Below are 26,227 nucleotides of genomic sequence, written 5' to 3' on the forward strand. Positions count from 1 at the left end.
TATCTCCTTAAAACAACCCCCTATTTAAACTTCGACTTCAAGAAACTTCCCTCCTCCAGCCTCCAACTCCCCTCCTAATACCCTATCTCCTTAAAACAAYCCCCTATTTAAACTTCGRCTTCAAGAAACTTCCCTCYTCCAGCCTCCAACTCCCCTCTAAAATATGCTACTACATTCACAACTTTCAGCCTCTACCCTAAGAAGCAAAATCCGAAACCAGGAAATTCGTCTGAGTGGAAATAAAAAACTGAAAATCTATGGATTATTGGGTTGTAAGTCAGGGAAAAGAATGAAAAAAGAGAATCGAATATTCTTTAGTGATAAAGCAGAAGCCTTACAAAACGGATATCGACCTTGTGGTCATTGTATGAGAGAAGAGTACCAACAATGGAAATTTGATCAGCAATGTTAAACAAAAATGTAAATTTTATGTAAATTAGTAGTTTTCAAATCATTAAAAACTAATTTACAAAATGAATCCGGAAAACAATTATATAGATATCAACAGAAACTCATGGAACAATAGAACAGAAACACATATAAATTCTGAATTTTATGATGTTGATGGCTTTTTAAAAGGGAAAAGCTCGCTAAATGATATTGAACTAGGTCTCTTAGGTGATTTACAAGGAAAATCAGTATTACACTTGCAATGTCATTTTGGGCAGGACTCTATTTCGCTAAGCCGATTGGGAGCAGAAGTTACAGGAGCTGACTTATCTGATAAAGCCATCGAAAGTGCTCAACAACTGGCACATGATACAAATTCAAACGCCCAGTTTATCTGCAGTGATATTTATGATCTTCCTAATCATTTGAATAAGCAATTTGATATTGTTTTTACCAGCTACGGAACTATTGGCTGGCTTCCGGATCTGGACAAATGGGCAAAAGTAATTTCTCATTTTCTAAAGCCTAATGGGAAGTTTGTTTTTGTTGAATTTCATCCTGTGGTTTGGATGTTTGATGACAATTTTGAAACGGTAGGATACAGATACTTTAATTCAGGGGCTATCGTAGAAACTGTAAGCGGTACTTATGCTGACAGAGAGGCCGATATCTCAGCATCCACCGTTACCTGGAACCACGGGCTAGGTGAAGTAATGAACAGTCTTATCAAAAACGGACTTGAAATCAACAACCTGGATGAGTTTGATTATTCACCCTACAACTGTTTCAATGGAACGGTTGAATTTGAGCCTAAAAAATATAGGATAGCTCGTTTGGAAGATAAAATTCCTATGGTTTATTCTGTAGTGGCAACTAAGAAAAGTCACTAATTTACCTTTTCTAAGACCTGCAAGAGCTCTTGTAGAAAACGCAATGACACAAAGTGCTAAAAATACAGAGTTTTTTTAAAAAGTTCTCAAGTTATCTTTAGCTTATAACATTCTATGTATCTATGTGGCTCTAAATTATTAACCACATAGGCACATAGATTTATATATAACTAGAATTATTCGTGCATTAGTGGCTAATTAGCACACAATTTTATCGGAGATAAAATCCTTACGTCTTAAAAATAACAGAATTGTACATGACCTTGCGCCCTTTGCAATTTCTAACTTATCAGATTGTATTTCAAAAGTGAGATTTGTTGGTAACAACAGGAAATAAAAAAAGAGAAGCAACCTAAAGTTACTTCTCTCGTTGAGTAGCGGGAACCGGACTCGAACCGATGACCTTCGGGTTATGAGCCCGACGAGCTACCTACTGCTCCATCCCGCGGTATATTTTTAGAGTGTTTACCGAAAACACTTGCTTAGTAGCGGGAACCGGACTCGAACCGATGACCTTCGGGTTATGAGCCCGACGAGCTACCTACTGCTCCATCCCGCGGTGTATTTTTAGAGTGCTTACCGAAAGCACTTGCTTAGTAGCGGGAACCGGACTCGAACCGATGACCTTCGGGTTATGAGCCCGACGAGCTACCTACTGCTCCATCCCGCGGTGTATTTTTAGAGTGTTTACCGAAAACACTTACTTAGTAGCGGGAACCGGACTCGAACCGATGACCTTCGGGTTATGAGCCCGACGAGCTACCTACTGCTCCATCCCGCGGTGTATTTTTAGAGTGTTTACCGAAAACACTTGCTTAGTAGCGGGAACCGGACTCGAACCGATGACCTTCGGGTTATGAGCCCGACGAGCTACCTACTGCTCCATCCCGCGATATTGGATTGCAAAGGTACGAATATTTTTCACAAATCCTAATTTTTCTTTTAAATAAAGGACTTTTATGAAAACTATTTTATTATTTGTATCTTTGTTTTATGGCAAAGATATTAAAAATTTATCCCGACAACCCACAGGAAAATCTTGTGAATGAAGTCATTAAAACATTAAATAATGGCGGATTGATTATCTATCCTTCCGATACAATTTATGCACTTGGCTGTAATATTTTTGATATAAAAGCCATGGAAAAGTTGGCTCAATTGAAAAAATTAAAGCTTGAAAAGTCAAAATTCTCAATTATTTGTAATGATCTGAGTCACCTTTCCGACTTTACAAGACCTATTGATACTTCAGTGTTCAGGTTTCTGAAAAGTCATCTTCCGGGGCCGTTTACTTTTATTCTTGAAGCGAACAAAAGTTTACCTTTAGCTTATAAAGGGCATAAAACAATTGGTATTCGTGTTCCGGATCATCCGATTCCACAACTTATTGTAGAAAAATTAGGACATCCCATTGCTTCAACCTCTATTAGAGATGATGATGAAATTATCGAATACTCTACCGATCCTGAACTCATCGCTGAAAAATATGATCATCTGGTAGACATCGTTATTGATTCAGGCTATGGTGATAATGTGGCTTCCACTATTGTAGACCTTACTTCTGGTGAGCCGGAAGTTATTCGTCAGGGAAAAGGAATTATTTAATTCAAAGTTTTGACGTTTAAAATTCAAGGTTAAGAATTACGGTTGATAGGTTGTATGGGGCTTAATGGAAAATATTCTTTAGGAATTCTGCTCACATTTGTGCTTTTAGGTATAGTGATGCTATATGTATTCCCTGTTATCAGTATGATTACAGGGGCAAAAGTCGTTACAGGCAATACATTCTTTCTTAGCAGACTTGCTATATGGGCTGTTTTACTCATTCTATTTCTGTACAGTCTCTTTATTGAAAAGGGTTCTTTTTTACTTCAACAAGAAAAGAAGTTCTCTACTGCCTTCAATATAAAATCTGTCATCGGTTTATATCTTATCTGCGTTTTTGGAGGAGCCATTCTGAATGTATTGATTCAGTTTTTCATCCATAAAGAAGACAGCAGTAAAATTCTGCAATTCACGACCATTTTTAAAAATGATTATTTTTTAATTATTTTTACATGCCTTACAGCAGGCATTGTTGAAGAGCTTCTGATGCGAGGTTATATACAACCCAGGGTTGAGAAAATATATAACAGCCCTCTTTTGGGGATCTTAGTTTCTGCTGCTTTATTTGGAATTCTGCACAGCACTTACGGAACCATTGGTCAGGTGGTAGTACCTTTCTTTATTGGAGTCGTTTTTGCTATGTTTTATAAAAAATATTCAAACATTAAAATTCTGATAGTCTGTCATTTTATGATTGATCTGATCTCATTGATGGCCATGAATTTTATTGATTTTAAACATTTATCTGTATTTTAACATTATGAAAATTGTAACATCACCTGCCAAATTAATGAATGTAGAAAATTCAACGGATCTGTTGAAACCCACTACTCCTAAATTCATTGAAGATGCAGCTTTTATACAAACTTATTTAAAAGAAAAATCACCCAAATATCTTTCTGAGCTTATGGAGATTTCGCCAAAGCTTGCTGATGAAAATTGGGAAAGAAATCAAAAGTGGAAATCAAAACCTACTGCCAAAGAATCTACTGCTGCTATGTTTGCTTTTACAGGTGAAGTGTACAGAGGATTGGATGCTAAAACACTTGATAAAGATGCGGTAGATTACCTTCAAAAAAACTACAGAATACTTTCCGGATTGTATGGCCTTCTAAAGCCTTCTGATAAAGTAATGCTTTACAGATTGGAAATGGGACGGCCTTTTGAATTCGATCAGTACAAAAATTTGTATGAGTTCTGGAGAGAAAAAATCACAGAACAGCTGAATTCTGAAATGAAAAAAGGAGAAATTCTGCTTCACCTTGCCAGCAATGAATATGGAAAGGTTATTGATCGAAAAAAACTGAATCATAAGGTTATTGATTTTGATTTTTATGAATTAAGAGAGGGTAAACTGAAAACCATTGTAGTCTACACAAAACATGCAAGAGGTCTCGTGGTAAGATTCTGTGCAGAAACCAATGCCCAAACCCTGGAAGATGTAAAAGCTTTCAACTATGAAGGGTACAGAATTGATGAAGAAAAATCTACAGACACTAAACTTGTTTTCACGAGATAAATGACAATTTCAACATTTAAAAAATATTTCAAAGCAGAACTTTCCGACCTTTATACTGAGTCGGAAAGCGCTTTTTTAGCCTCAATATTTATCCAGAAAATTACGGGCTTTGATTCTTTTGAGCAAAGAAGATTTTCAGAGCAGGAGCTTCTGACAGATGATGAGCAAAAGCTTAGTGAATTGATTTCAATTTTAAAAACAGGAAGACCTTATCAACAAATTCTTGGTGAGACAGAGTTTTACGGAATGAAATTTCTAGTGGATGAAAATGTATTGATTCCCCGCCCGGAAACAGAAGAGCTGCTTGAAATAGCCATTCAGGAAATCAAAAATTTAGAATCTAAGACCTTAAAGATTCTTGATATTGGTACCGGAAGCGGAGTGATTCCTTTGGTTTTAAAGAAACATTTTCCTGACGCTGAAGTATCATCAATAGATTTTTCTGAAAAAGCACTTGAAACAGCCAAGCGAAATGCAGCATATCATCAGCTTGACATTCAATTTATTCATGCTGATTATCTTAATACTAAACTGACTAAAGAATATGACGTTATTATTTCAAATCCGCCCTATATAGGTATTGAAGAAGAGACAGAAATTGCCGATTCGGTAAAAGGATTTGAGCCTACAATGGCGCTTTTCTCTCCTACATCTGATGCTTTGATTTTTTACAGAAAGATTGCTGAGGATTCCAAAAATCATTTGAAAAGTAACGGACTTTTATTTTTAGAGATCAATCAAAAGCTGGGGCCTGAAACATTGGAACTATATCACTATTTCTCCAACGCACAGTTATTAAAAGACTTATCTGAAAATGATCGGTTTATTTACGGAAGAAAATAAGTAATTTTATCCTCTATAATCACCATATATCACAGAAATCATGGTCATCAAACCGCACAATGTCGGAAACAGGCAAATTGCAGAAGTAACTTCGGAGCAAATCATTATTCAATCAGCAGAAGATGGATTGGATCTTATGGGAAACATCTATTATCAAGGATTTGATAAAGTAGTTCTCTATGAAAAAAATATCACTCCCGATTTCTTTGATCTGAAAACCAAAATTGCAGGAGAAATTCTGCAAAAGTTTTCCAATTACCGTATTGGATTGGCTATTGTTGGAGATTTTAGCAAATATGAAAGCAAAAGCATGAAGGATTTTATCTTTGAGAGTAATAAAACAAAGCACGTTAATTTTGTAGAAACACTGGAACAAGCTTTGGAGAATTTTTCAGGATAAATTACTCCCTGTATTTCCTCTGTTATGGTGAGCGAAGGGAAGCAATCTCATCGTTGAAATGCCCTGGAATTTCTAGATTGGTTAAGAATTTGCGAATGGTTTTCTATACATATTTCTATTTAGAGATTCCTCTCTTTTTAGTCTTAAAATACTGAATAGCTTCTTCTATTGCTGTATCAATCGGTTGATATTGAATATCCAGTTCCTCTACTGACTTTTGATTAGAATAATAATTATAAATCTGAAATGCTTTCATATTAGGAGTATTAAGATTGGTTTTTATTTTTAATTTTCTAAGAACATCTCCTTTCCAACCTAGAATATTCAACAATATATTGGGAATAGGAATCATAAAAGGGTTTTGGTTCGTGATTTTGTTTACTTTTTCAAAAAATTGCTTGTAGCTTAGATTCTCGTTCGCTAATAAGTATTTTTCTCCGTCTTTTCCTTTTTCCATTGCTTTCACTACTCCACGAGCGGCATCTTCTGCATGTACAAAATTCTTTCCTCCTTTAGGATAGAAAACAAGTTTCTTTTTCCAAACCCAAAAAATTAGCTTTCCTGAGCTTGGCTTTGCGTCATAGGCTCCAATCATAAAGGTAGGATTCAAAATGATGATTTCCATCTTATTATTGTTTTCCAAAAGATCATTTTCGGTCTCCAGTTTGCTTTGGGCATACAGAGAATGGGTAAAAGGATATTTTTGAGCTTCCTGCTCATTGCCAGGAGCGTTTTTGGTTCCGTATCCCAAGGTATTCGCTGAACTTACAAATAAAAATCGTTTTACACCATAAGTTTCTGACTCATAGAAAAGATGCATTGTCATGCTATAGTTTATTTTTCTATACTCTTCGTAATGGATCAGGTTCTGATTTGTTTCTGCAGCTATATGAATAACACAATCTACCTCTGTAAGGTATGATGAAAGGTCTGACATAAGCTCTCCTTCAACCAACATTAGGTTTTTATTTTCTTCACCCAGATATTTGCTTTTCTGGCGCACCAGAGCAATAACAGAATAACCATCTTTTAATAATTTAAGGATAACATTGGCTCCCAGAAGCCCTGTAGCTCCGGTTACAAAAACTTTTTTCATGCTTCGATCTCTCTTTTAATGGCCTGGGTCATAAGAGGAAGTTTTATCCATATCGGAAGAATCTTCATCATCAGCCAGCTTATTGGGTTGACCATAATTACGGAATCTTTTTTAAATAACCGCTGAATACATCGTGCTGCTACTTTATCAGGATTTAAAAGCGTCAATCTGCCAAAGAAACCTTGTTTTTCAATTCTTTTGCAGACATCTTCGTTGGTTTTCATGGCACCGGGATTCACCACACTTACAAAAACGCTGGTATCTTTTAATTCTTCATGTAGACCTCTTGAAAAGGAATGGATAAAACTTTTAGAAGCAGGATATACGGTTTTAAACCCTATCGGAGAAAATGCTGCCATACTTGAAACATTTAAAATATAGGCTTTGGGCTGTTTTAAAAGATTAGGAAGCAGCTGATGGGTAATTAATGATGTAGCAGCTACATTGACCTGCAGAATGGTATTGATATAATCAGAACTTACTTCAGTGAATTTTCTCGTACCTCCAAGTCCTGCATTATTAATCAAAATATGAATTTGAAAAGATGAATTAAGCCATTCTGTAAGCTTCATCACATTTTCATTAACGGAAAGATCCACTTCATAATAATGAGCTTTTATATGGTATATTTCTTCAAGCCTATGAGCAAGTTCTTTTAAGTTTTGGTGGGGAAGACTTACCAGAATGACATTGATATTTTTCCGGGCTAGATTTTCAGCAAAGGCTTTTCCAAGTCCTTGGCTGGCTCCTGTTATCACAGCGTATGATTCTTTAGTATCCATAAGATTAAATTTTACAGTACAAAGCTATGATGGAAGTTACTTTTGAATGTTCCGAGTTATCTGAACGAACTTATTTTAAGCAAAAAGGCGAAATATATTTAAATAATTAAAAATCAACAACATAAATACCTTACAAAAGTAAAAGTTTATAAATCAGAACCTATTTTTAAACTCAGAAGGGGTCTGTCCGGTTAATTTTTTAAAGGTGGTATTAAAAGATGTCTTTGAATTGAACCCTGATTCGTAAGCAATTCCAAGAATGGATAGTTTGCTGTTGGAATCCTTCAGAAGAGTTTGAGCATATTCCACTCTGTACTCGTTTACATATTGGAAAAAGTTCTTTTGGAAGCCAGTATTAATCACATACGATACATGGTGGGTAGAAACGGATACCATTTCTGCAAGCTTGATAAGATTCAGCTCACTATCCAAGTAAGGTTTCTGAATTTCCATAATGCTTTCCAGCTGTGCTTTGATCTTGATAAGGTCTTCATCAGGGATCAGTTTCTTTTTTACTTCTTCCGAATCCGTATTATCCTCAATAGAAATCAACTCTTCCCGTTGTTTTTCTTCTAGCGGATAAATTTCTTTTTGCTTCAAAGAATAATATCCCACACAATAAATGACCAATAGAAATACAACATTGATAAAAAAGTTTAACGATTTAGGATCATAAAATAGATTATAAACGGCATAGATAATGTTCACTACAAGAATTACCAGAATAATGTATTCGAGCCAATTCAGGTTGATTCCTTCTGTATTGGAAGAGAACTGCTGAATTTTCTGTTGATGTTTTCTGATCGTAATGTAAGAAAGTACGGTATAGAATAACGCCTGAACCAGGATCAGGATGATACTCAGGAATTCAAAAGGAGTGGTATACCCAAGACTTGACAATACAAGACAGGTCAGGAATGCCGTCGGAAACAACAAAAACTTGAGATCTGTAAGTTTAAAGGAAAAAGAAGGATTCGTATAAAATAATACACTGAAGTAAAAAAAGATAGGAGTAGAATATTGTATAATACGAACCAGAAAAAGGGAATGAAATTCTACCATTGAACCTGTTATCAAAACAAGAACTTCATCCATCCAGAAGGTAGACCAGAGAAAAAGAAAGATTCCGAACCAGAAGTTTGCTTTTCGGTTTACTTTTAAAGGATTCGCAATGTTCAGTAGAGAAAGCAAAACCAATGAACCATAGATAAGTATCACGATGAAACTGTTGAATTCTGATGTGTTCATTGGTTTTGATATTTTAGATTAAAGATAAGCTTTATCTTATTCTCTTCCTGACGAAAATCTGATATCCCAGATAAATTAATGGTAATGACATTACTCCAAGATAGAGAATATTATGCATTGCCAGCTGCGGATGCAGTACAACAGAGTAAACAAGCCCAAAAAATGCTCCTCCAAGGTGGGCAGCATGTCCCAGATTATCCCATTGCTTAGGGTTTAGCATCATGTATACGGAATATCCGAAATACAATGTTCCAAACAGCCATCCCGGTAAGAAATTAACACTGATCTCATTGGGTGCCATAGCTATGGAAGCAAAAATGATTCCCGAAACAGCCCCGGATGCTCCGATAGCTGAATACCATGGTTGTTTCTGGTAAATCTGCAAACTGAATAGGTTTCCAAGGATCATCGATCCAAAATAGATAATCAAAAATCCTATTTCTCCAAACATTTGAACCACCACACCCTGAAAAAAGTACAAGGAAAGCATATTAAAAAACAAATGCATAAAGTCTGCATGTAAAAATGCAGAACTGATAAGCCTTATATATTCTTTACGGTTAACAATCGCTCCAACATTGAATTTATATTTCTCAAATAAACTCGTATTGTTGAATCCCATGTAACTGAATACACAAGTGATTGCAATAATAATGATAACCAATATATCCATCTGATGTTTTTTATTTTATTTTTTGAATAGGAAGCAACTCTATCACTCCATTTTCAGAAGGGATCATCCCGGATTTTATATAGAATTTATTGTTTTTTTCATATAAAAAATAATCTTTCTCCATCCCTCGACCCTCTCCAGCCTCCACTTCCGGTAAGAATTTAATTTTGGTATTCGTATGATCTGCTTTTCCTAAGCCTCCAAACATACTGATTGTATCAGAATTCTTTTCATTAGGGGCTTCCCACCAGATCCAAATATTATTGAACTCGGGTTCATTCAGATCTACTTTTACCTTAATTACGGAGTTTCCTTCACCTGCATAGTCATGATATTCAAGGAAATATTTTCCTTTCCACTTTTTAAAACTGTTCTCGTCAATCTTTTCATACTCCGTATCATCTTTTGCAAAATCGGCTTCATCTTCTACCGGGGTATTAGCATGCTGAGCGACCGGAAGCTTGGGAGTAGTTACCACTTTTGTTTCTACAGTCTTCTTTTCTTTACATGAAAAACTTAATAAGCCTATCAGTAAGAGTGTGGGAAATATTATTTTCTTCATGCTTCGGTGTTTCTATTCGGTTTCGTTGTTTCCTTCTTCATGAAACAGATCACCAATAACGCCACCGTCCTCATCCATATCTCCTGTTGGCTCCGGATCTTCGTATACTTCCAACTCCTCTTCTACAGGTTCGGGAATAGTAATATTGATTGCTTTTACTTTAAATTTAGTAAATTGATTACCAATTGCTTTTATTCCTTTTACAGCAATAAATTCATCGATATTAATGGTTTCAGAATCGCGTTCTTTGCCTTTATCTTTCGCAAAAATAATTTCTGCTGTGGCATCATTGGCCACAATTACATTTTCTATGAAGGATTTCGGATGTTCGGATGGCATAAAGATCTGTACATTCACCGTATTCTCTAACAAGAATCTCTTGATGAAATAAATATCTTTTTCGCCATCATAGTAGATACATGTAATAGGCTGTTCTGGCTTCCATTTTTCCAATACCAGATACTCATCATCAAAACGGTTTCCAAGATCAAATGAAACTAATTTCACTTCACCATTGGTATTGATGGTTAATATTCTGTCATCTCCTTTGAAGTTTCCTAGCAAAGTACCTCTTGCATCAGCATTCAGTCTTCTTACTGTATCATCAAACCAGATTTTTCTTGGAGCCAGTGTAGACACACCTTCTTCTTTAAGATCAACTTTCTTCACAGCATATTTGGTCACCAGATTTCCTTTGGAATCACGTCCTTTAATCGCCAGATCAGAGAAATTGATCTCCATCTTATTCTTTCTGATTCTTGGGTTGGGTTTTAAAAGAACTGTAACCGTTTCCGCCTCACCATTCGGATTGGCTGAAAAGTACAATGTTTCTGAACCTTTTTTATCTGAAGCTAACGGATAATCTGTATTCCTTGTGACTCCTGTTACAGAGAAACGTTTCATATAATAAGGGCCTTCTCTACCTTCACGATAGATCATGTTGTATACCGTTCTCTTATCATTTTTCTTCCATACAGCAACGTGGAGAATATCTTTTCCGATAAATGTCTTAGCCTCCACTTTTACCACCTTCATGCTTCCGTCTTTTCTGAAGGTAATGATATCATCAATATCCGAGCAGTCAAACATATACTGATCTTTCTTCAAGGATGTTCCGATAAAACCTTCTTCAAAATTGGCATAGAACTTCTCATTCGCCACTGCTACTTTTGTTGCATCAATGGTATCGAAGATTCTTAATTCAGTTTTTCTCTGCTTATCTTTTCCGTATTTCTTCTGGATATTCAGATAATACTCAATAGCATAGGCTATCAGATTGGCAAGGTGGTGTTTTACCTGTTCTATTTTACCTTCAAGAGAGGCAATATTTTCTTTAAATTTATCTAAATCGAATCTTGAAATTCTCTTGATTCTGATCTCTGTTAATTTTAGAATATCTTCTTCCGTTACAGCTCTTAGAAGATGCTTGGTATGAGGTTTTAATCCTTTATCGATGGTTTTCAAAACATCATCCCAGGTCTTCACTTCTTCAATATCGTGATAGATTCTGTTTTCGATAAAGATTCTTTCCAATGAAGAGAAATGCCAGCTTTCCTGAAGCTCGTGAAGCTCTATTTCAAGCTCTTTTTTCAACAAGGAAACGGTATGATCCGTATTGGTTTTAAGAATATCGGAAACATTCATGAACATTGGTTTGTCACCAACAATCACACAAGCATTCGGAGAAATCGTTACCTGGCAGTCTGTGAAAGCGTATAATGCATCAATCGTTTTATCCGGAGAAACATCATTATGAATATGGATCAGGATCTCTACTTTATCAGACGTATTGTCTTCAATTTTTTTGATCTTGATTTTTCCTTTCTCATTCGCTTTCAAGATAGAATCGATCAGGTCGCTAGTTGTTTTAGAATAAGGGAGTTCAGAGATCACCAGCATATGTTTATCCGTTTGCGTGATCTTTGCTCTTGCTCTTACTTTTCCGCCTCTATGCCCATCATTATATTCTGATACATCAAGATAACCGGCAGTTAAAAAGTCCGGATAGATCTCAAATTTCTTTCCTTTCAAATACGCTACAGAAGCATTAATCAACTCATTGAAGTTGTGTGGAAGGATCTTTGTGGAAAGTCCTACCCCAATTCCTTCTACTCCCTGAGCCAAAAGCAACGGGAATTTTACAGGAAGATCAATGGGTTCATTATTTCTACCGTCATAGGATTTTGTCCATTCTGTAGTTTTTGGATTAAAGACTACATCCAAAGCAAAGGGAGTCAATCTCGCTTCAATATATCTGGCGGCAGCTGCAGAATCTCCGGTATAGATATTTCCCCAGTTTCCCTGAGTATCTATTAGGAGTTCTTTTTGCCCGATCTGCACCATGGCATCTGTAATGGAGGCATCCCCGTGAGGGTGATATTTCATGGTATTTCCCACGATATTGGCCACTTTATTGTAACGGCCATCTTCCAGTTCCCGCATAGAGTGCATAATTCTTCGCTGAACAGGCTTCAGCCCGTCAAATATCGAAGGAATAGCCCTATCCAAAATTACATAGGAAGCATAATCTAGAAACCAGTCTTTATAGAGACCGGAAACCTTCTTTAAGCTTTCACCCTCATGCGAATATTCTTCTGTCGTCATCTGTTATATTAATCTTTTTTCTCTTTATTGGCTTTCACCACTTTATTCAGAGAGAGTTTTAAATCATTTACTTCTTTTCCGGTCAAATAAGAGATCTGATACTTCAGAATGGTAGATCCATTATTCTTACTTGAAACGGTAATATATAATCTTTTGATAAAGAATATACTGATCACATCATATTTTACCAGCTTATACTTTGGAAACTCATCGTGAAGAGGTTTGTTTAAAAAGGGAATAATATTCCTGTTTTTAAAATGCAGCGCTTCTCCATCACTGTCGTATTCAAAGATTTGTCGTCCGTTAAGATAAAAGATTATCAGTAATAATAGGGGAACAAGAACCATCAGATAGCTTTCGCTTCCTAGGATATGAAACCTGTACTTATTGACTAAAAATCCTGCTATTCCAAACACCACTACCATCATCAATAGCGTGTTTATAAAGTTGTAAACTGGTGCTTTACTTCGGTTACTTAATCTCATTTTGATTCTTTGGTGTCATGAACAATGTTAAATGTTTACTCCATCAAGAATGTGTTTTTTATCAATATCAGAATCGTCTTCCACCACCAAGTTCTCAAGGATGAAAGTCTGTCTGTCTGGTGTATTTTTACCCATATAAAACTCCAGTAACTGGTCTATGGTTTGATCTTTTCCTACGACTACCGGTTCTAAACGGATATCTTTACCAATGAAATGTTTAAATTCATCCGGTGAAATTTCTCCTAATCCTTTGAATCGGGTAATTTCAGGATTCTTTCCAAGATCATTTAGAGCTTTTACTCTTTCCGCTTCTGAATAGCAATATCTGGTTTCTTTTTTATTTCTCACTCTGAATAACGGAGTTTGAAGAATATAAAGGTGTCCATTTTTAATCAGATCCGGGAAGAATTGCAGGAAGAATGTAATCATCAGCAAACGGATGTGCATCCCATCTACATCGGCATCGGTTGCAATGATTACCTGGTTGTATCTTAGGTCTTCTAAACTTTCCTCAATATTTAAAGCGGCCTGAAGAAGGTTGAACTCTTCATTCTCATACACTACTTTCTTCGTTAGACCATAGCAATTCAATGGTTTTCCTTTTAATGAGAATACGGCTTGAGTTTCTACGTCCCTTGATTTGGTGATAGATCCGGATGCGGAGTCTCCCTCGGTAATAAAGATCTGTGTATCACCTTTTCTTTCGGCTTTTTGATCATTATAATGTTGTCTACAGTCACGTAGTTTTTTATTATGGAGAGATACTTTTTTAGCTCTTTCTCTGGCCAGTTTCTGGATTCCGGAAAGTTCTTTTCTCTCTCTCTCAGAGATCAGAATCTTTCTTTGAATCGCTTCTGCTATTTCTGGATTTTTGTGTAGGAAATTATCGAGTTTGCTTTTTAGAAAATCAATGATAAAAGTTCTTACTGTTGGCCCATTAGGCCCCATATCATTAGATCCTAATTTGGTTTTGGTCTGAGATTCGAAAACCGGCTCTTCTACATTGATGGAAATCGCTGCAATAATTGATTTTCTGATATCAGAAGCATCAAAACTTTTATTAAAAAACTCACGGATTGTTTTCACATACGCTTCACGGAAAGCATTAAGGTGAGTACCACCCTGGGTAGTATTCTGTCCGTTAACGAATGAAAAATAGGTTTCCGTTTGTGATTTATCGGAATGAGTAATGGCAACTTCAATATCATCATCTTTTAAGTGGACGATCGGATAAAGAATATCGCTTTCCAATTCTTCTTCCAAGAGATCTTTAAGACCATTTTCAGAAAAATAGGTTTCTCCGTTGAATAATATTTTCAGTCCCGGATTCAGATACGCATAGTTGCGGAGCATTCTTTCGATATACTCTTTTCTGTATTTGAAGTGTAGGAAGATTTCTCCATCGGGAATAAATGAAATTTCAGTTCCGTTTCTGTCTGAGGTTTCTTTTTCATCAAAGTTTTCTTTGATCATACCGCGGGAAAATTCCGCCACCTTCATTTTTCCATCACGGAAAGAACGTACTCTGAAATAGTCTGAAAGGGCATTTACAGCTTTGGTACCCACCCCATTCAGTCCGACAGATTTTTTGAACGCCTTACTATCGTACTTACCTCCGGTATTCATTTTGGAAACGGCATCTACGACTTTCCCCAGCGGAATTCCACGACCAAAGTCACGGATCGTAACCTTGCCGTCATCCAGCTTTATTTCAATTCTTTTACCAGATCTCATCCTAAACTCATCAATGGAGTTATCCAGGATTTCTTTAAGTAAAATGTAAATACCGTCATCGGCAGATGAACCATCACCGAGCTTCCCGATGTACATGCCGGGGCGCAGACGGATATGTTCCTGCCAATCGAGGGTTCTGATATTATCTTCGGAGTAGGTTGGATTTATTTCTTGTGACATATATGATTTCAGCAAACATACAAAAGTACGAAATTGTCCAAAATTATCCGAATTTTCAGCTTCATTTTTTTATCAACATTCTTCCTGAAATCAGGATTTACATCTCAAAAAAGTAGACTTAATTAAGTAAAGAATAAAGGGTAAATGTCTATTTTCCAACATTTACCCTTACAAGTTATTATTGAGTGCGTTCCAGCTTGCCTATGATATTTTTAAGCATAGCAGGAACAATAAGTTTATGAAAAGGACGTACGGGTAAAAAGTATAACACACCCAGCCAGTTATGAAATTTCACCGTTGTGGAAATTGTTAAAGAATTTTCATCCTGCCCACCTTGGTTTTTATCAAATAAAAGAGAAATTCTGAAGTCCAGATGTTTATCATCTTCCCCTATAATAAGTTCATTGTTGGTTTTATTAAAGACTTTAAAAAGCCCTACACGCTCTCCTACTTCACAGGTAAAACGATCAGATTCCTTTATAGGATCATTGCTTTCACCTGTTTTTAATCCGAATAATCCCACCACTTTATTTCTGAGTGCAAACATTTTCTTTCCCCATGTAGGCCCGCTTGTAAAAAAAGCTTTTCCAACCTGTGTAATGTCAAAATTTTGTCCATTACCCACCAAACCTCCTTCAAAGCTATCAGCATAATCAAACTTTTCATTTCCTTGAGACAAAATAGATTTTGCTGGAAATTCGATCCTCTTAATTTTCATTGTCATTGGTTTTAAATTATTTTTAGCATAACAAATGTAAGTATCACCGAGCATATTAAAAAGGAAAAACTTGTTTTTTTCAAACGATCGTTTAAAACATTTGTTTAATTAACAAAAACATAGTTAAAATCGTCTTCATAATACACTTTAAACTATAAACCAATCTCTTAGTCAGGATCAAAATAAATGAAAACAGATTTTTATTTCAAACTTTCACTTATAAAACATCAAAATCAATAGATTAAACACAGAGATTTTTCTCATGGTCATTTGAATATTGCAAATACAAATAGAGAGGTTAATTTTAGGCTAAAGCCAATGGATTTATTTTATTTATTGAGCGGCCAGGCTAAAGCCCGCCCCTATTGATGTTGATATCCGCATGTTTTAGTTGTTTAACGACAAGATCTTTTATCTTTTATCTTTTATCTTTTATCTTTTATCTTTTATCTTTTATCTTTTATCTTTTATCTTTTATCTTTTATCTTTTATCTTTTATCTTTTATCTTTTATCTTTTATCTTTTATCTTTTATCTTTTATCTTTTATCTTTTATCTTTTATCTTTTATCTTTTATCTTTTATCTTTTATCTTTTATCTTTTTCAAATAATTCATTAAATTCGGTATTAATAAAATTCGTTCTTTTTATGATACAACTTCCTTTATCAAAGCTTTCCAATGTAGGAACTACTATTTTCAGTCAGATGACACAACTCGCCAATGAAAATGAAGCGATTAACCTATCGCAGGGATTCCCGGATTTCATGCCGGATTCTGAATTACTAGACTATGTAGATCACTTTGTGAAAAAAGGGTTCAATCAATATGCACCATTGGGAGGAATGATTGGTCTAAAGGAAGAAATCGCTAGAAAAATTGAGAACAGCCACCAAACCAGTTATCATCCGGACTCAGAAATAACCGTTACTGCAGGTGGAACTCAGGCTATTTTCACCGCCATTGCTGCTTTTATCAAGAAAGAGGATGAAGTGATCATTTTTGAACCGGCCTATGATTGCTACGAGCCTACCGTTGAGCTTTTCGGAGGTATTGTAAAACGATTCGAAATGAAGGCACCGGATTATCAAATCGATTGGACTGCTGTAAAGAGCCTGATCAGCGAGAAAACAAAAATGATAATCCTTAATAATCCGAATAACCCTTCAGGAAAAATATTAAGAGAGGAAGATATTCAAGCGCTTATTCAGTTGGTAAAGGATACTTCTATTCTTATTTTAAGTGACGAAGTATATGAAAATATTGTCTTTGACGGAAAGCAACATTTAAGCACTTGTAAATATCCTGAACTTAAAGAAAGATGTCTTCTTGTTGCTTCGTTTGGAAAGCTATTTCATGTTACAGGCTGGAAAGTCGGGTATTGTGCAGCTCCTAAAGCTTTAACCGATGAGTTCCGAAAGGTACATCAATTTAATGTTTTCTGTGTCAATACGCCTATTCAGCTTGCTTTAGCAGAATATATGAAAAACGACGAGCATTACATTCACCTTAACCAGTTCTTTCAGGAGAAAAGAGATTTTCTGAGAAAAGGGCTTGCCGGAACTTCATTTGAACTTTTAGATTGCGAAGGAACCTATTTCCAGGCTGTGAGGTATTCCAGGATTTCGGATAAAAATGATTTCGATTTTGCCAGTGAGCTTACCATTACTCATAAGGTGGCCAGTGTCCCTTTTTCTTCGTTTTACAAAAACAAGCTGAATGAAAATGTGATCCGATTATGTTTTGCCAAAAAGCAGGAAACATTAGAGAGAGCAATAGAAAATCTTTCAAAACTGTAATCCTTATACTTTATAGAAATATTTTGCACTATCCTTGGCGAATCAATGCATTTTTACAACAAATAGAATCAAACTATTTAATATTTTTCATCAATAAGTGATTTACTATTGAAACTTTTCATATATTCGCAATAACTAACTCATTAAAAATCAGAATCATGAAAAGCGAAAAATCATTAAAGGCTAAAAAATTAAATAAAAAAGAGCTCCGAACAATTAACGGAGGACTGCTAATGTGCCTTGATCCTTCTTTAAGATGCAGACAGTATCATCCTAAATGTGCAGAAGATCAATGCAAGCCAGATCAACCAGAACAGCCTTGGAATTAAAATCAAAATATTACCGTTATGAAAAAACAAACTTTTCTACAAGCAAAGAAACTCAGTAAAAAGGAATTAAAAACAATTGCAGGAGGCATGCTTAATTGTATGCAGCCAAGTGTTCCTTGTGAAGGCCCAGACTGTCCACCGATTAATATTCCCAAAGAACCGAGAGATTATTGTACGATCATCTCGCCACATTGTGGCCAAATAGTTTGCAGACCTTAAATTAAATCTTCATACAAAATAATACCATGAAAAATACGAACTTAAACAAAGGAAAAAAATTAGCAAAGTCTGAGCTGAAGGCTATACACGGCGGTTTGGGCAGCTATCCATGTGCTCCTAACGGCTACTGTAAATATTATGGCCCCGGATGTAGAGAACAAAAATGTCAGCTACCGGGAGAACCTCTAGAACCAATAGACCCGGATGGTCCTATCGTACTTCCTTAAACAATAGACTTATAATGATAAAAAGAACCAACTTGATACAGGTTGGTTCTTTTGTTTTTTTGATAAAAATTTTTTCTTGATTATTTTATAGAAACATTCCCCCTGAAGCTTCAATTCTTTGTCCGTTAATCCATCTGGCATCTTCCGTACATAGAAAAGCAACAACTCCACCAATATCGTCAGGAAGCCCTACTCTGCCTAAGGCTGTAGATCCGGCTACCATATCATTGATCTCTTTATTATCTCTTACTCTTCCGCCGCCGAAATCCGTTTCAATGGCTCCCGGAGCAATTACATTGGCTTTTATTTTTCTTGATCCTAATTCTTTAGCCATATATTTGGTAAGCATTTCTACTCCTGCTTTTATGGATCCATACACAGAAGAACCTGGTGTGGCAAATCTTGCCAATCCTGAAGAAATATTAATAATTCCTCCTCCTTCATTGATGAAAGGCAATAGTTTTTGGGTAAGGAAAAATACGCCTTTAAAATGAATATCCACCATATCATCCATCTGTTCTTCCGTCACCTCAGTAATGGGTGAATACAAAGCTGTTCCTGCATTGTTAACAAGATAATCGATATCTGAACTTCCAGTTTCTTTCTCTAAATGCTCCGTTACATTTTTTACGAATCCGTCAAAGGTTTTACGGTCTTTGGTGTCCAGCTGAAACGCCACTGCATTTCTGCCCAAAGCTTTTATTTCTTTAACCACTTCTTCAGCCTCTTCTTGATTGCTTCTATAAGTAATGATTACATCAAGTCCCTTTTGAGCAATTTTAAGAGCTGAATTTTTTCCCAAACCTCTGTTCCCTCCGGTTACCAATGCTACTTTTGTCTTTGCTTTCATATTTTTTGTTATTTTAATACGACAAAGTTGGTTCATTTATAGCAGAAAGTATTTACCTCAATCAATCCAAAATTTGTAAAATTCAAATCAAGAACGAAATTCCAAAGGGGTAAACGCTGTTTTTCTTTTGAAAAAGTTTGAAAAATGAGCTATTTCTTCAAAACCTAATGCATAGGATATTTCTGAAACAGTCCATTGGGTTTGCTTTAAAAGGATCTTAGCTTCCTGAGCAATACGGTCACTAATTAATTCCGTGGTAGTTTTTCCGGTATTTTCTTTTAATCTTCTATTGAGATAATTAACGTGTACTGAAAGCCTTTCTGCAAAGTCGTTTGCTGTTTTCAGCTGTATCCTTTGCTCCCTTGATTCAATAGGAAACTGTCTTTCCAGTAATTCTATAAATAGAGAGACTACTCTCAGGGAGGCATCTTTTGTCATTGAGATTTTGGTGGCAGGCTGCAGCTTTTGTCCGAAATGAATCAATTCCCACACATAATTCCTGATCAGGTCGTATTTATATATATAGTCTGAAGCAATTTCCTTTTTAATTTTTTTAAAAAGAAACTCTATTTCATCCGCCAGTTCATCCTCAATCTCGAATATAGGAACAGCTCCAGGCTGAAAAATAGGCAGACTTTCCAAATTGCTGTAGGATGCATTTTTAATAAAAAAGTCTTCTGTAAATACACAAAAACTCCCGGATTGGTTATCATCTTCAGGTACCCAATGATAAGGAACTTTAGGGGTAGCAAACAAAAGTGCATTTTTTTCTATGGAAATGGTCTTATCGGCATATTCTGCCCTATTCTTACCTCTGATCAGGCTGATCTTATAATATTTTCGTCTATTATAAGGCATTTCAGATGTTGTTTTTGCTCTTTCGAGAGTTTGTGCAATATCAAACACATTAAAGTGTCCAATATCTTTGTGAAGCCCCTTAGGAAAAAGTTCTTCCAGGTTCTTGCCTAATTTGGCAGTCATTTCGCTATAAAAATCTTCCAATGAAGCGTGGACTATTTTTTCCATCCCTAATTATTTGTAAAATTCAAAGATACAAAGTTGATTTTTAATCTGAATAAAATACTTATCTAATTTTTTTCTACACCAAGTGATATACATATCATTATTTTCACTACATTAGTATTTAATAACTTACTAAAAATCAAAACCATGGAAAGCCAAACCCTACCATTTGGAAAAAAATTGAACAAAAAACAATTAAAAACAATTCAGGGTGGAATGCTTAATTGCTTTGATCATCAATTGTGTGAAAACCCACCATGCGAGTCCAGTGGTTCTCGTTGTACGATTACATCTTCGTTCTGTGCCCAGGAAGAATGCAGACCAAAGCACCCTTATTAAATTTTATTACATCTAATTTAAAATCTATACTATGAAAAATGCAAAAAAATTAAACAAAAGAGAATTAAAGACGATTAGAGGAGGATTACTTGACTGTATACGACCTGTATTATGTCCGATTCAGCCATGCGAACCTTCATCTGATCCTTATGGCTGTACTATTATTTCACCTGCTTGTGCTCAAAAAGAATGCAGACCAGGGCCAATTCTTATAGATTAATCATCAATTTCATTAAAATATAATGCTATGAAAAATATAAAAAAACTAAACAAGAAAGAGCTAAAGTCCATTAAAGGAGGATTACAAATGTGTCTTGATCCTGAAACAAGACGCTGTATAGATACAGGAATAAGATGCGCTGAAAGAGAGTGCAGATACGTTCCTGAACCTCGATATGATTAATATCCATTAAAATAGAAAAACCATGAAAAAACAAAACTTAAACAAGGGAAAGAAACTGAACAAAAAAGAATTAAGATCAGTCACCGGTGGTCTCATGAGATGCCTTGATCCAGCAACAGGCTTATGTACCTCTATTGGTCTAGGCTGTTTCGAAAGACAATGCAGAATCATCATAGATCCACCCATAGAATAAACATATACCTTATGTTATTTTTATAATTTGAGCGCTTTCATTCATTTGAAAGTGCTTTTTATATGAATAAACAGGCTACCTTATCAATTTATATAATATATCCGCCAATCACTTTAAGTACCCAATTTTCATTTTCATAGTCTGCAGAATAATCATTTTTAAAATAGCTTCCTACTTTATAAATATAAAAACTGTCTGGATTCTTCTCATTCTTCTGTATTGGAGAGATCACTTCATCGATAATATCTGACACACTGGTATAATAAGTCTGCTTATTTTTATCCTCGGGTATAAATAGTACCTTCTGTACTGGATTAATCTGATGGAAATAGTCACAATCACTTTTATACACCTGAAATTCAAAGTTCCTTTTTTCAGAATCTATGGAAGGATTAGGTAACAATGACTCATACAGACGAGTAAACTTACCCTTTGATGATGTAAACATAGGATTCATATCCTCAAAATCGTTGATTCCATCACCATCTGTATCTTTCCGGTTGGGATTTAACCCAAAACTATTCTCAAAAATATCATTATAACCATCCTGATCGGAATCCAGCATCAGATCTTTTAATTTGATTGTAAACAATTTGCCGTCTTCAATCACTGAATAATCTTTATAATTACTAGGATCTTTTGATTTTCTCGGACTCACCAAGCTTCCTTTAACCTGGAGGTAGCCTCCCAGAACAAATAGATTCTGCTGAGTTCTATTAACATAATACTGGTTGGGACTTAATCCTAAAAAATAGGCAAAGGTCTTATTATTTTCTATCTTCAACAACCAATATCCGAGTTTGTTAAACCCGAGCCCATATATAATATTTCCAACTTGTTGTTGAGCAAAACATAAAAACTGATTGGAAAATCTTTCATTGAGTATCGTAAAGTTATTTCCTGATGTCTCCCCTTCTTTTTGTGAGTTTTCTGGTTGTTTAAGAAATTCAGCTCTATCTGTTACAAAATCCCGGTATGCTGTAAGATTGTTAATTTCAAGATACTTAGGTTTTTCTGCTAGGATTTGTTTTAGAGTATAAGGTTGGAAAGTCTTATTCACCATTACAACATTTTCTGCATTCATCTTATCGACGAAACACTTATCTTCAATAGATTTTGAACATGAAAAAAGGAAAGCTATGATGAAAAAATAAGAGACTCTCATGGGTATCATTTTACACATCAATGCAAAAAACGCTCCCAAATTATATTATGGAAGCGCTTTTTTATAAACTAACTTTAATATTTTTTCTTATACGTTGAATCTAAAGTGCATGATGTCACCATCCTGAACGATATATTCTTTACCTTCTACAGAAAGTTTTCCGGCTTCTTTTACTTTTGCTTCAGTACCGTAAGTCATATAATCATTATACTTGATTACTTCTGCACGGATGAACCCTTTTTCAAAGTCTGTGTGAATTACTCCGGCAGCCTGAGGAGCCGTCCATCCTTGTCCGATAGTCCAAGCTCTTACTTCTTTTACTCCGGCAGTGAAATAAGTCTGTAGTTTTAAAAGATCATATGCTTTTCTGATCAAACGGTTTACTCCTGGTTCTGTAAGCCCTAGTTCATCAAGGAAAATTTCTCTTTCTTCAAAAGTCTCCAGTTCATTGATGTCAGCTTCAATCTGAGCAGCAAGTACCACAACTTCCGCTCCTTCATTTTTAGCCATTTCCTCGATCTTAGCAATCCAATCGTTTCCGTTTTTAATAGAATTTTCATCTACGTTACAAACGTAAAGCACCGGCTTGTTTGTTAAAAGCTGAACTTCACCAATGATAGAAGCTGTCAAATCATTGGTTGCAAATTCTCTTGCATTTTTTCCATCTTCAAGGAATTTTTGCAAATTCTGAAGGGTTTCGTAAGTAAGGATATCTTCTTTCTTACCAGATTTGATGAATTTTTTAGCTTTTTCAACTGCTTTTCCTACTGTTTCAAGGTCTTTCAATTGAAGTTCGATATCAATAATTTCTTTATCTCTTAACGGATCTACCGAACCTTCTACGTGAACGATATTTCCATTATCAAAACATCTTAAAACGTGGATGATCGCCTCACACTCACGGATATTTGCTAAGAACTGGTTCCCCAATCCTTCTCCTTTGCTGGCACCTTTTACAAGACCTGCAATATCAACGATTTCAACTACAGCTGGTAAAACTCTCTCAGGTTTTACGATTTTCTCCAATTCAAATAATCTCTGATCTGGTACAGATACTGTTCCCAGGTTTGGCTCAATCGTACAGAAAGGATAGTTTGCTGATTGAGCTTTTGCGTTGCTCAGACAGTTAAAAAGAGTTGATTTACCTACATTCGGTAAGCCTACGATTCCACATTTCATATTGTAAAATTCAAAGTTTAAGGTTTAAAGTTGGAAGTTCAAAGTATAAGGTTCAATATTTTCACCTTATTGTTGATTCCTGAACTTTCAGCGTGCAAAGATAGTGAATTTTAAGGGAGTTTCATAATAAAAAAATCTGTCAGCATTCTGACAGATTTTCAAGCAGTTTTTGCTTCACCGATAACTTTTACGGATTACTGCCCGTAGCTTCCTGAGCCAGTGGCACATCATTCGGTGCTTCTTGTAAAGTTTTATCTAAAGTAAATAAAGACTCATCTGTAGCTCTGTCGCCGCCTGCAATTTTTAATTTATCAATCAGGTTCTGAGCTAATGTTTCTTCTTCGATCTGTTCTTGTACAAACCACTGCATGAAATTCCATGTGGCCCAGTCTTTCTCTGCCATGGAAAGATCTACAATTTTGTAGATAGCGGTTGTATTATCCACTTCATGTTTGAAGACACCATCAAAGCAAGCTGTCAGTGTTTTGGGATCGGCTGGAGGAGCCGGAATGGCAGTCACTTTGGGTTTTCCGCCTCTGTTTAAAATGTACTCCATGAATTTGATGGAATGGTTTCTTTCTTCCTGGGCATGGCGATACAGAAAATTAGCAATTCCCTGATAGCCTTTGTCATCTGCCCAAATTCCATACGATAGAAAAATGTGTGATGCATGAATCTCCTTGTTCATCTGATCACTAAGTGCTTTTTCCACATTTGCGGAAAGTCTGTTAGTATTCATAATGTTATATTTTGGTGATTATGAGAGTATTCATGCAAAAATGATTCCGTGAAAGTTTTTATTTTACTTAAAAATGGAATATTTAATTTACAACATGCTGATTTTTATCATTTTAAATCAATAATTTATAGTTGTTCTAAAATAAAAGGTAGGGAAAGCATGGTGGAATTTTTGAACATTTCTATAGTTTATTTGAAGTAACAATTAGGTATAGATTCTTCCAGAATGAAAAGGTGCATGGATAAGCTAAGTGCTAAGACTTTCTCTCCGTAAGAATTAAAATAACAGAATAAAAAAGGGTTCAACTAAAAGTTAAACCCTTATTATTTATTAAAACTTAACGGTGTTTACAACATCCTTATTAGTTTTTTTTATTTGACTTTTTTCGCCATGTAATCACTTTCGTTTCCTAGTCTATCGATGGCTTTAATGGCTACTCCACTTAATTTTTTACCATTTTTGAATTTAGGAATATCTTTGAAAAGGGTATCTAGTGGTAAGATTTCCGTTTGCCACACTCCGTCATATTGACTGAAAAGCACCCATTGGAACACCTCTGAAGCATTTTTTGTACTCCATCTTGTTTGTGCAAAACTACCGTTATCTGAAATGAATAAAGTTGGAGCCTGTAATGGAACTGTTTTGATCCATGGAGATTTAGGAATTAATGCTTTCTCACTGTATGGCCCACTTTTCAGAGCCGGAAGCATTCCCGGATTTTTAGTAAGACCGGCAATACTCCAGTGAATTTCTCCGGCATCATTTTTCAAAATCTTTCTGGAAATTTCAATCTGGTTTTTAATTTCTGTAGGACGATCATAGGTTTTGATCTCTACGGTATTTAGACCTGGCCACAAGTGGCGTTTCATTGTATTTTCTGATTGCCACCAGTTTAACAATGCTTCAAAACCTTGGCCTTTAGAATCAATAGGCCAATATAATTGTGGGGAGAAATAATCTACCCAACCTCTGTTTAACCATAATTTAGCATCTGCATACAGCTCATCAAACTGAGAAGAACCTACAATTCCTGCCGGATATCCCGGTTTCCAGATTCCGAATGGACTGATTCCAAATCTCACATTGTTTTTTTCTGCATGAATTTCTTTATAGATACGTTCTACAAATTTATTCACATTATCTCTTCTCCAGTCTGCTCTGGATAAATTTCCGCCACTGTTTACGTAAGCATTCCATGTTGCATGATCCGGAAAATCAGCTCCTTTGTTGTACGTAGCATAAGGATAGAAATAATCATCAAAGTGAATCGCATCAATATCATATCTTTTTACGATATCTTTTACTACATTGGATACATGATCCTGGGTTTTTGGATTTGCCGGATCAAACCAGTACATTCCATTTTTTAATCTCACTACAAGATCAGACATCCTGTTGGCCATCGACATCTTGTTCACATTTCCACCATTGGTATGATGAGCACGGTAAGGATTTAGCCAAACATGCAGTTCCAGCCCTCTTTTGTGAGCTTCTTCAATCCAAAATAATAAAGGATCATAATTAGGATAAGGTGCAGTTCCTGTTTCTCCTGTCAGAAAGTAAGACCAAGGTTCGATATTACTGGTATATAAAGCATCTGCGGAAGGTCTGATCTGAAAAATAGCTGCATTGAAGTTATTTTCTTTCAGCATATCCAGCATGGAGATTGCTTCTGCTTTCTGTTGTTCAACGGTAAGGTTGTTTTTTGAAGGCCAGTTGATATTGGCAACACTGGCAATCCATGCGCCACGGAACTCTCTTTTGATCTCCGGAAGATTGGTTCTGAAAGTCTCTTCCGTTGAAGTTCCCGGTGTAGGTTTAGTTACAACTACAGGAGGCTTTGGCTGAGAGGTATTATTATTGGTATTAGGTTTTGTTGTATTTTTAACAGGCGGAGTCTTTGTTACATTGTTCTGAGTAGAACATGAGGTGCTGTAAGACGCTAGAACTCCCAATAAAACGATAAGTTTTAGTTTACTCATTTTCATAGCCGCAAAACTACTTTAAATTAAATTTTAATATTTTGGATTTCCTTT

General features: G+C 35.6%; 27 protein-coding genes and 5 tRNA genes. 12 read left to right on the top strand and 20 right to left on the bottom strand.

Annotation, left to right across the window (positions count from 1 at the left end; all coding sequences use genetic code 11):
- Positions 1-163 precede the first annotated feature (163 nt).
- Together GTR01_RS08340 and GTR01_RS08345 are read left to right on the top strand one after the other, a co-directional pair.
- Positions 164-412 (top strand): Ada metal-binding domain-containing protein, encoded by a 249-nt coding sequence (locus GTR01_RS08340; RefSeq protein ID WP_160137385.1) that lies wholly within the window; start codon positions 164-166, stop codon positions 410-412.
- A 61-nt stretch (positions 413-473) separates the two neighbouring features.
- Positions 474-1,280, top strand: coding sequence for a class I SAM-dependent methyltransferase (locus GTR01_RS08345; protein WP_160137386.1), 807 nt, complete (start codon positions 474-476; stop codon positions 1,278-1,280).
- Between the two features lie 375 nt (positions 1,281-1,655).
- Here GTR01_RS08345 and GTR01_RS08350 read toward each other — a convergent pair.
- The 5 genes from GTR01_RS08350 to GTR01_RS08370 form a co-directional block, all read right to left on the bottom strand.
- Positions 1,656-1,728, bottom strand: a tRNA-Met gene (locus GTR01_RS08350).
- A 38-nt stretch (positions 1,729-1,766) separates the two neighbouring features.
- Positions 1,767-1,839: transfer RNA gene (locus GTR01_RS08355), tRNA-Met, on the bottom strand.
- Between the two features lie 38 nt (positions 1,840-1,877).
- Positions 1,878-1,950, bottom strand: a tRNA-Met gene (locus GTR01_RS08360).
- Between the two features lie 38 nt (positions 1,951-1,988).
- Positions 1,989-2,061 (bottom strand) — tRNA-Met (locus GTR01_RS08365).
- A gap of 38 nt (positions 2,062-2,099) precedes the next feature.
- Positions 2,100-2,172: transfer RNA gene (locus GTR01_RS08370), tRNA-Met, on the bottom strand.
- 101 nt (positions 2,173-2,273) lie between these two features.
- On the opposite strand from GTR01_RS08370, the gene GTR01_RS08375 reads away from it, so the two are divergent.
- The 5 genes from GTR01_RS08375 to GTR01_RS08395 are packed head-to-tail and all read left to right on the top strand — an operon-like array spanning position 2,274 to position 5,647.
- Positions 2,274-2,885, top strand: coding sequence for an L-threonylcarbamoyladenylate synthase (locus tag GTR01_RS08375; protein WP_045497812.1), 612 nt, complete (start codon positions 2,274-2,276; stop codon positions 2,883-2,885).
- 54 nt (positions 2,886-2,939) lie between these two features.
- Complete coding sequence (locus tag GTR01_RS08380) at positions 2,940-3,641, top strand: CPBP family intramembrane glutamic endopeptidase (protein ID WP_160137387.1); 702 nt, start codon at positions 2,940-2,942, stop codon at positions 3,639-3,641.
- Positions 3,642-3,645: 4 nt separating this feature from the next.
- Complete coding sequence (gene yaaA / locus GTR01_RS08385) at positions 3,646-4,404, top strand: peroxide stress protein YaaA (RefSeq protein WP_160137388.1); 759 nt, start codon at positions 3,646-3,648, stop codon at positions 4,402-4,404.
- Positions 4,405-5,247: a peptide chain release factor N(5)-glutamine methyltransferase gene (prmC, locus tag GTR01_RS08390; RefSeq protein WP_160137389.1), complete on the top strand. Its 843-nt coding sequence runs from the start codon at positions 4,405-4,407 to the stop codon at positions 5,245-5,247.
- Between the two features lie 40 nt (positions 5,248-5,287).
- A complete protein-coding gene (locus tag GTR01_RS08395) occupies positions 5,288-5,647 on the top strand; it encodes a DUF4180 domain-containing protein (RefSeq protein WP_160137390.1) in 360 nt (119 codons plus the stop codon).
- A gap of 115 nt (positions 5,648-5,762) precedes the next feature.
- Here GTR01_RS08395 and GTR01_RS08400 read toward each other — a convergent pair whose 3' ends face one another.
- The 9 genes from GTR01_RS08400 to GTR01_RS08440 all read right to left on the bottom strand — a co-directional run bounded on the left by GTR01_RS08400 (position 5,763) and on the right by GTR01_RS08440 (position 15,729).
- Positions 5,763-6,743: an NAD-dependent epimerase/dehydratase family protein gene (locus GTR01_RS08400; RefSeq protein WP_160137391.1), complete on the bottom strand. Its 981-nt coding sequence runs from the start codon at positions 6,741-6,743 to the stop codon at positions 5,763-5,765.
- Positions 6,740-7,525 (bottom strand): SDR family NAD(P)-dependent oxidoreductase, encoded by a 786-nt coding sequence (locus GTR01_RS08405; protein ID WP_160137392.1) that lies wholly within the window; start codon positions 7,523-7,525, stop codon positions 6,740-6,742. The genes GTR01_RS08400 and GTR01_RS08405 overlap by 4 nt, the downstream gene beginning before the upstream one ends.
- Positions 7,526-7,678: 153 nt before the next feature.
- Complete coding sequence (locus tag GTR01_RS08410; RefSeq protein ID WP_160137393.1) at positions 7,679-8,773, bottom strand: helix-turn-helix domain-containing protein; 1,095 nt, start codon at positions 8,771-8,773, stop codon at positions 7,679-7,681.
- Positions 8,774-8,804: 31 nt separating this feature from the next.
- A complete protein-coding gene (locus tag GTR01_RS08415; RefSeq protein ID WP_160137394.1) occupies positions 8,805-9,446 on the bottom strand; it encodes a rhomboid family intramembrane serine protease in 642 nt (213 codons plus the stop codon).
- 10 nt (positions 9,447-9,456) lie between these two features.
- Complete coding sequence (locus GTR01_RS08420) at positions 9,457-10,008, bottom strand: hypothetical protein (RefSeq protein ID WP_160137395.1); 552 nt, start codon at positions 10,006-10,008, stop codon at positions 9,457-9,459.
- A gap of 12 nt (positions 10,009-10,020) precedes the next feature.
- Positions 10,021-12,612: a DNA gyrase/topoisomerase IV subunit A gene (locus GTR01_RS08425; protein WP_160137396.1), complete on the bottom strand. Its 2,592-nt coding sequence runs from the start codon at positions 12,610-12,612 to the stop codon at positions 10,021-10,023.
- 8 nt (positions 12,613-12,620) lie between these two features.
- Positions 12,621-13,097 carry a hypothetical protein gene (locus GTR01_RS08430; protein ID WP_228452186.1) on the bottom strand — a complete coding sequence of 159 codons (477 nt, stop codon included), beginning with the start codon at positions 13,095-13,097 and terminating at the stop codon, positions 12,621-12,623.
- A 27-nt stretch (positions 13,098-13,124) separates the two neighbouring features.
- Positions 13,125-15,011, bottom strand: coding sequence for a DNA topoisomerase IV subunit B (locus GTR01_RS08435; protein ID WP_160137397.1), 1,887 nt, complete (start codon positions 15,009-15,011; stop codon positions 13,125-13,127).
- A gap of 178 nt (positions 15,012-15,189) precedes the next feature.
- Complete coding sequence (locus tag GTR01_RS08440; protein ID WP_160137398.1) at positions 15,190-15,729, bottom strand: DUF2867 domain-containing protein; 540 nt, start codon at positions 15,727-15,729, stop codon at positions 15,190-15,192.
- A 647-nt stretch (positions 15,730-16,376) separates the two neighbouring features.
- Here GTR01_RS08440 and GTR01_RS08445 point away from each other — a divergent pair.
- From GTR01_RS08445 to GTR01_RS08455, 3 genes are all read left to right on the top strand, one after another.
- Complete coding sequence (locus tag GTR01_RS08445) at positions 16,377-17,525, top strand: methionine aminotransferase (protein ID WP_160137399.1); 1,149 nt, start codon at positions 16,377-16,379, stop codon at positions 17,523-17,525.
- Positions 17,526-17,683: 158 nt separating this feature from the next.
- The gene (locus tag GTR01_RS08450) at positions 17,684-17,854 is read left to right on the top strand and encodes a bacteriocin (RefSeq protein WP_160137400.1); all 171 of its coding nucleotides are present in this window, start codon (positions 17,684-17,686) and stop codon (positions 17,852-17,854) included.
- Positions 17,855-18,099: 245 nt separating this feature from the next.
- On the top strand, positions 18,100-18,300 hold the full coding sequence (locus GTR01_RS08455) for a hypothetical protein (protein WP_160137401.1): 201 nt from the start codon (positions 18,100-18,102) through the stop codon (positions 18,298-18,300).
- 85 nt (positions 18,301-18,385) lie between these two features.
- Here GTR01_RS08455 and GTR01_RS08460 read toward each other — a convergent pair whose 3' ends face one another.
- Complete coding sequence (locus GTR01_RS08460; protein ID WP_160137402.1) at positions 18,386-19,150, bottom strand: SDR family NAD(P)-dependent oxidoreductase; 765 nt, start codon at positions 19,148-19,150, stop codon at positions 18,386-18,388.
- A gap of 87 nt (positions 19,151-19,237) precedes the next feature.
- Entirely contained in the window at positions 19,238-20,176 is a 939-nt protein-coding gene (locus GTR01_RS08465) for a helix-turn-helix domain-containing protein (protein WP_160137403.1), read from the bottom strand.
- A 144-nt stretch (positions 20,177-20,320) separates the two neighbouring features.
- On the opposite strand from GTR01_RS08465, the gene GTR01_RS08470 reads away from it, so the two are divergent.
- Both GTR01_RS08470 and GTR01_RS08475 read left to right on the top strand, forming a co-directional pair.
- Positions 20,321-20,512: a bacteriocin gene (locus GTR01_RS08470; RefSeq protein ID WP_160137404.1), complete on the top strand. Its 192-nt coding sequence runs from the start codon at positions 20,321-20,323 to the stop codon at positions 20,510-20,512.
- 247 nt (positions 20,513-20,759) lie between these two features.
- A complete protein-coding gene (locus GTR01_RS08475) occupies positions 20,760-20,915 on the top strand; it encodes a bacteriocin-like protein (RefSeq protein ID WP_160137405.1) in 156 nt (51 codons plus the stop codon).
- A 281-nt stretch (positions 20,916-21,196) separates the two neighbouring features.
- Here the strand turns inward: GTR01_RS08475 and GTR01_RS08480 are convergent, their stop codons facing one another.
- The 4 genes from GTR01_RS08480 to GTR01_RS08495 form a co-directional block, all read right to left on the bottom strand.
- Positions 21,197-22,273, bottom strand: coding sequence for a hypothetical protein (locus GTR01_RS08480; protein ID WP_160137406.1), 1,077 nt, complete (start codon positions 22,271-22,273; stop codon positions 21,197-21,199).
- Positions 22,274-22,360: 87 nt separating this feature from the next.
- Positions 22,361-23,452, bottom strand: a complete 1,092-nt coding sequence (gene ychF / locus GTR01_RS08485) for a redox-regulated ATPase YchF (RefSeq protein ID WP_160137407.1) — start codon at positions 23,450-23,452, stop codon at positions 22,361-22,363.
- Positions 23,453-23,639: 187 nt separating this feature from the next.
- Entirely contained in the window at positions 23,640-24,191 is a 552-nt protein-coding gene (locus tag GTR01_RS08490) for a ferritin (protein ID WP_160137408.1), read from the bottom strand.
- Between the two features lie 371 nt (positions 24,192-24,562).
- The gene (locus tag GTR01_RS08495; protein ID WP_160137409.1) at positions 24,563-26,179 is read right to left on the bottom strand and encodes a family 10 glycosylhydrolase; all 1,617 of its coding nucleotides are present in this window, start codon (positions 26,177-26,179) and stop codon (positions 24,563-24,565) included.
- Positions 26,180-26,227: the final 48 nt, after the last annotated feature.

It is taken from the genome of Chryseobacterium sp. c4a (assembly GCF_009900745.1).
In the GTDB taxonomy this organism is placed as follows: domain Bacteria; phylum Bacteroidota; class Bacteroidia; order Flavobacteriales; family Weeksellaceae; genus Chryseobacterium.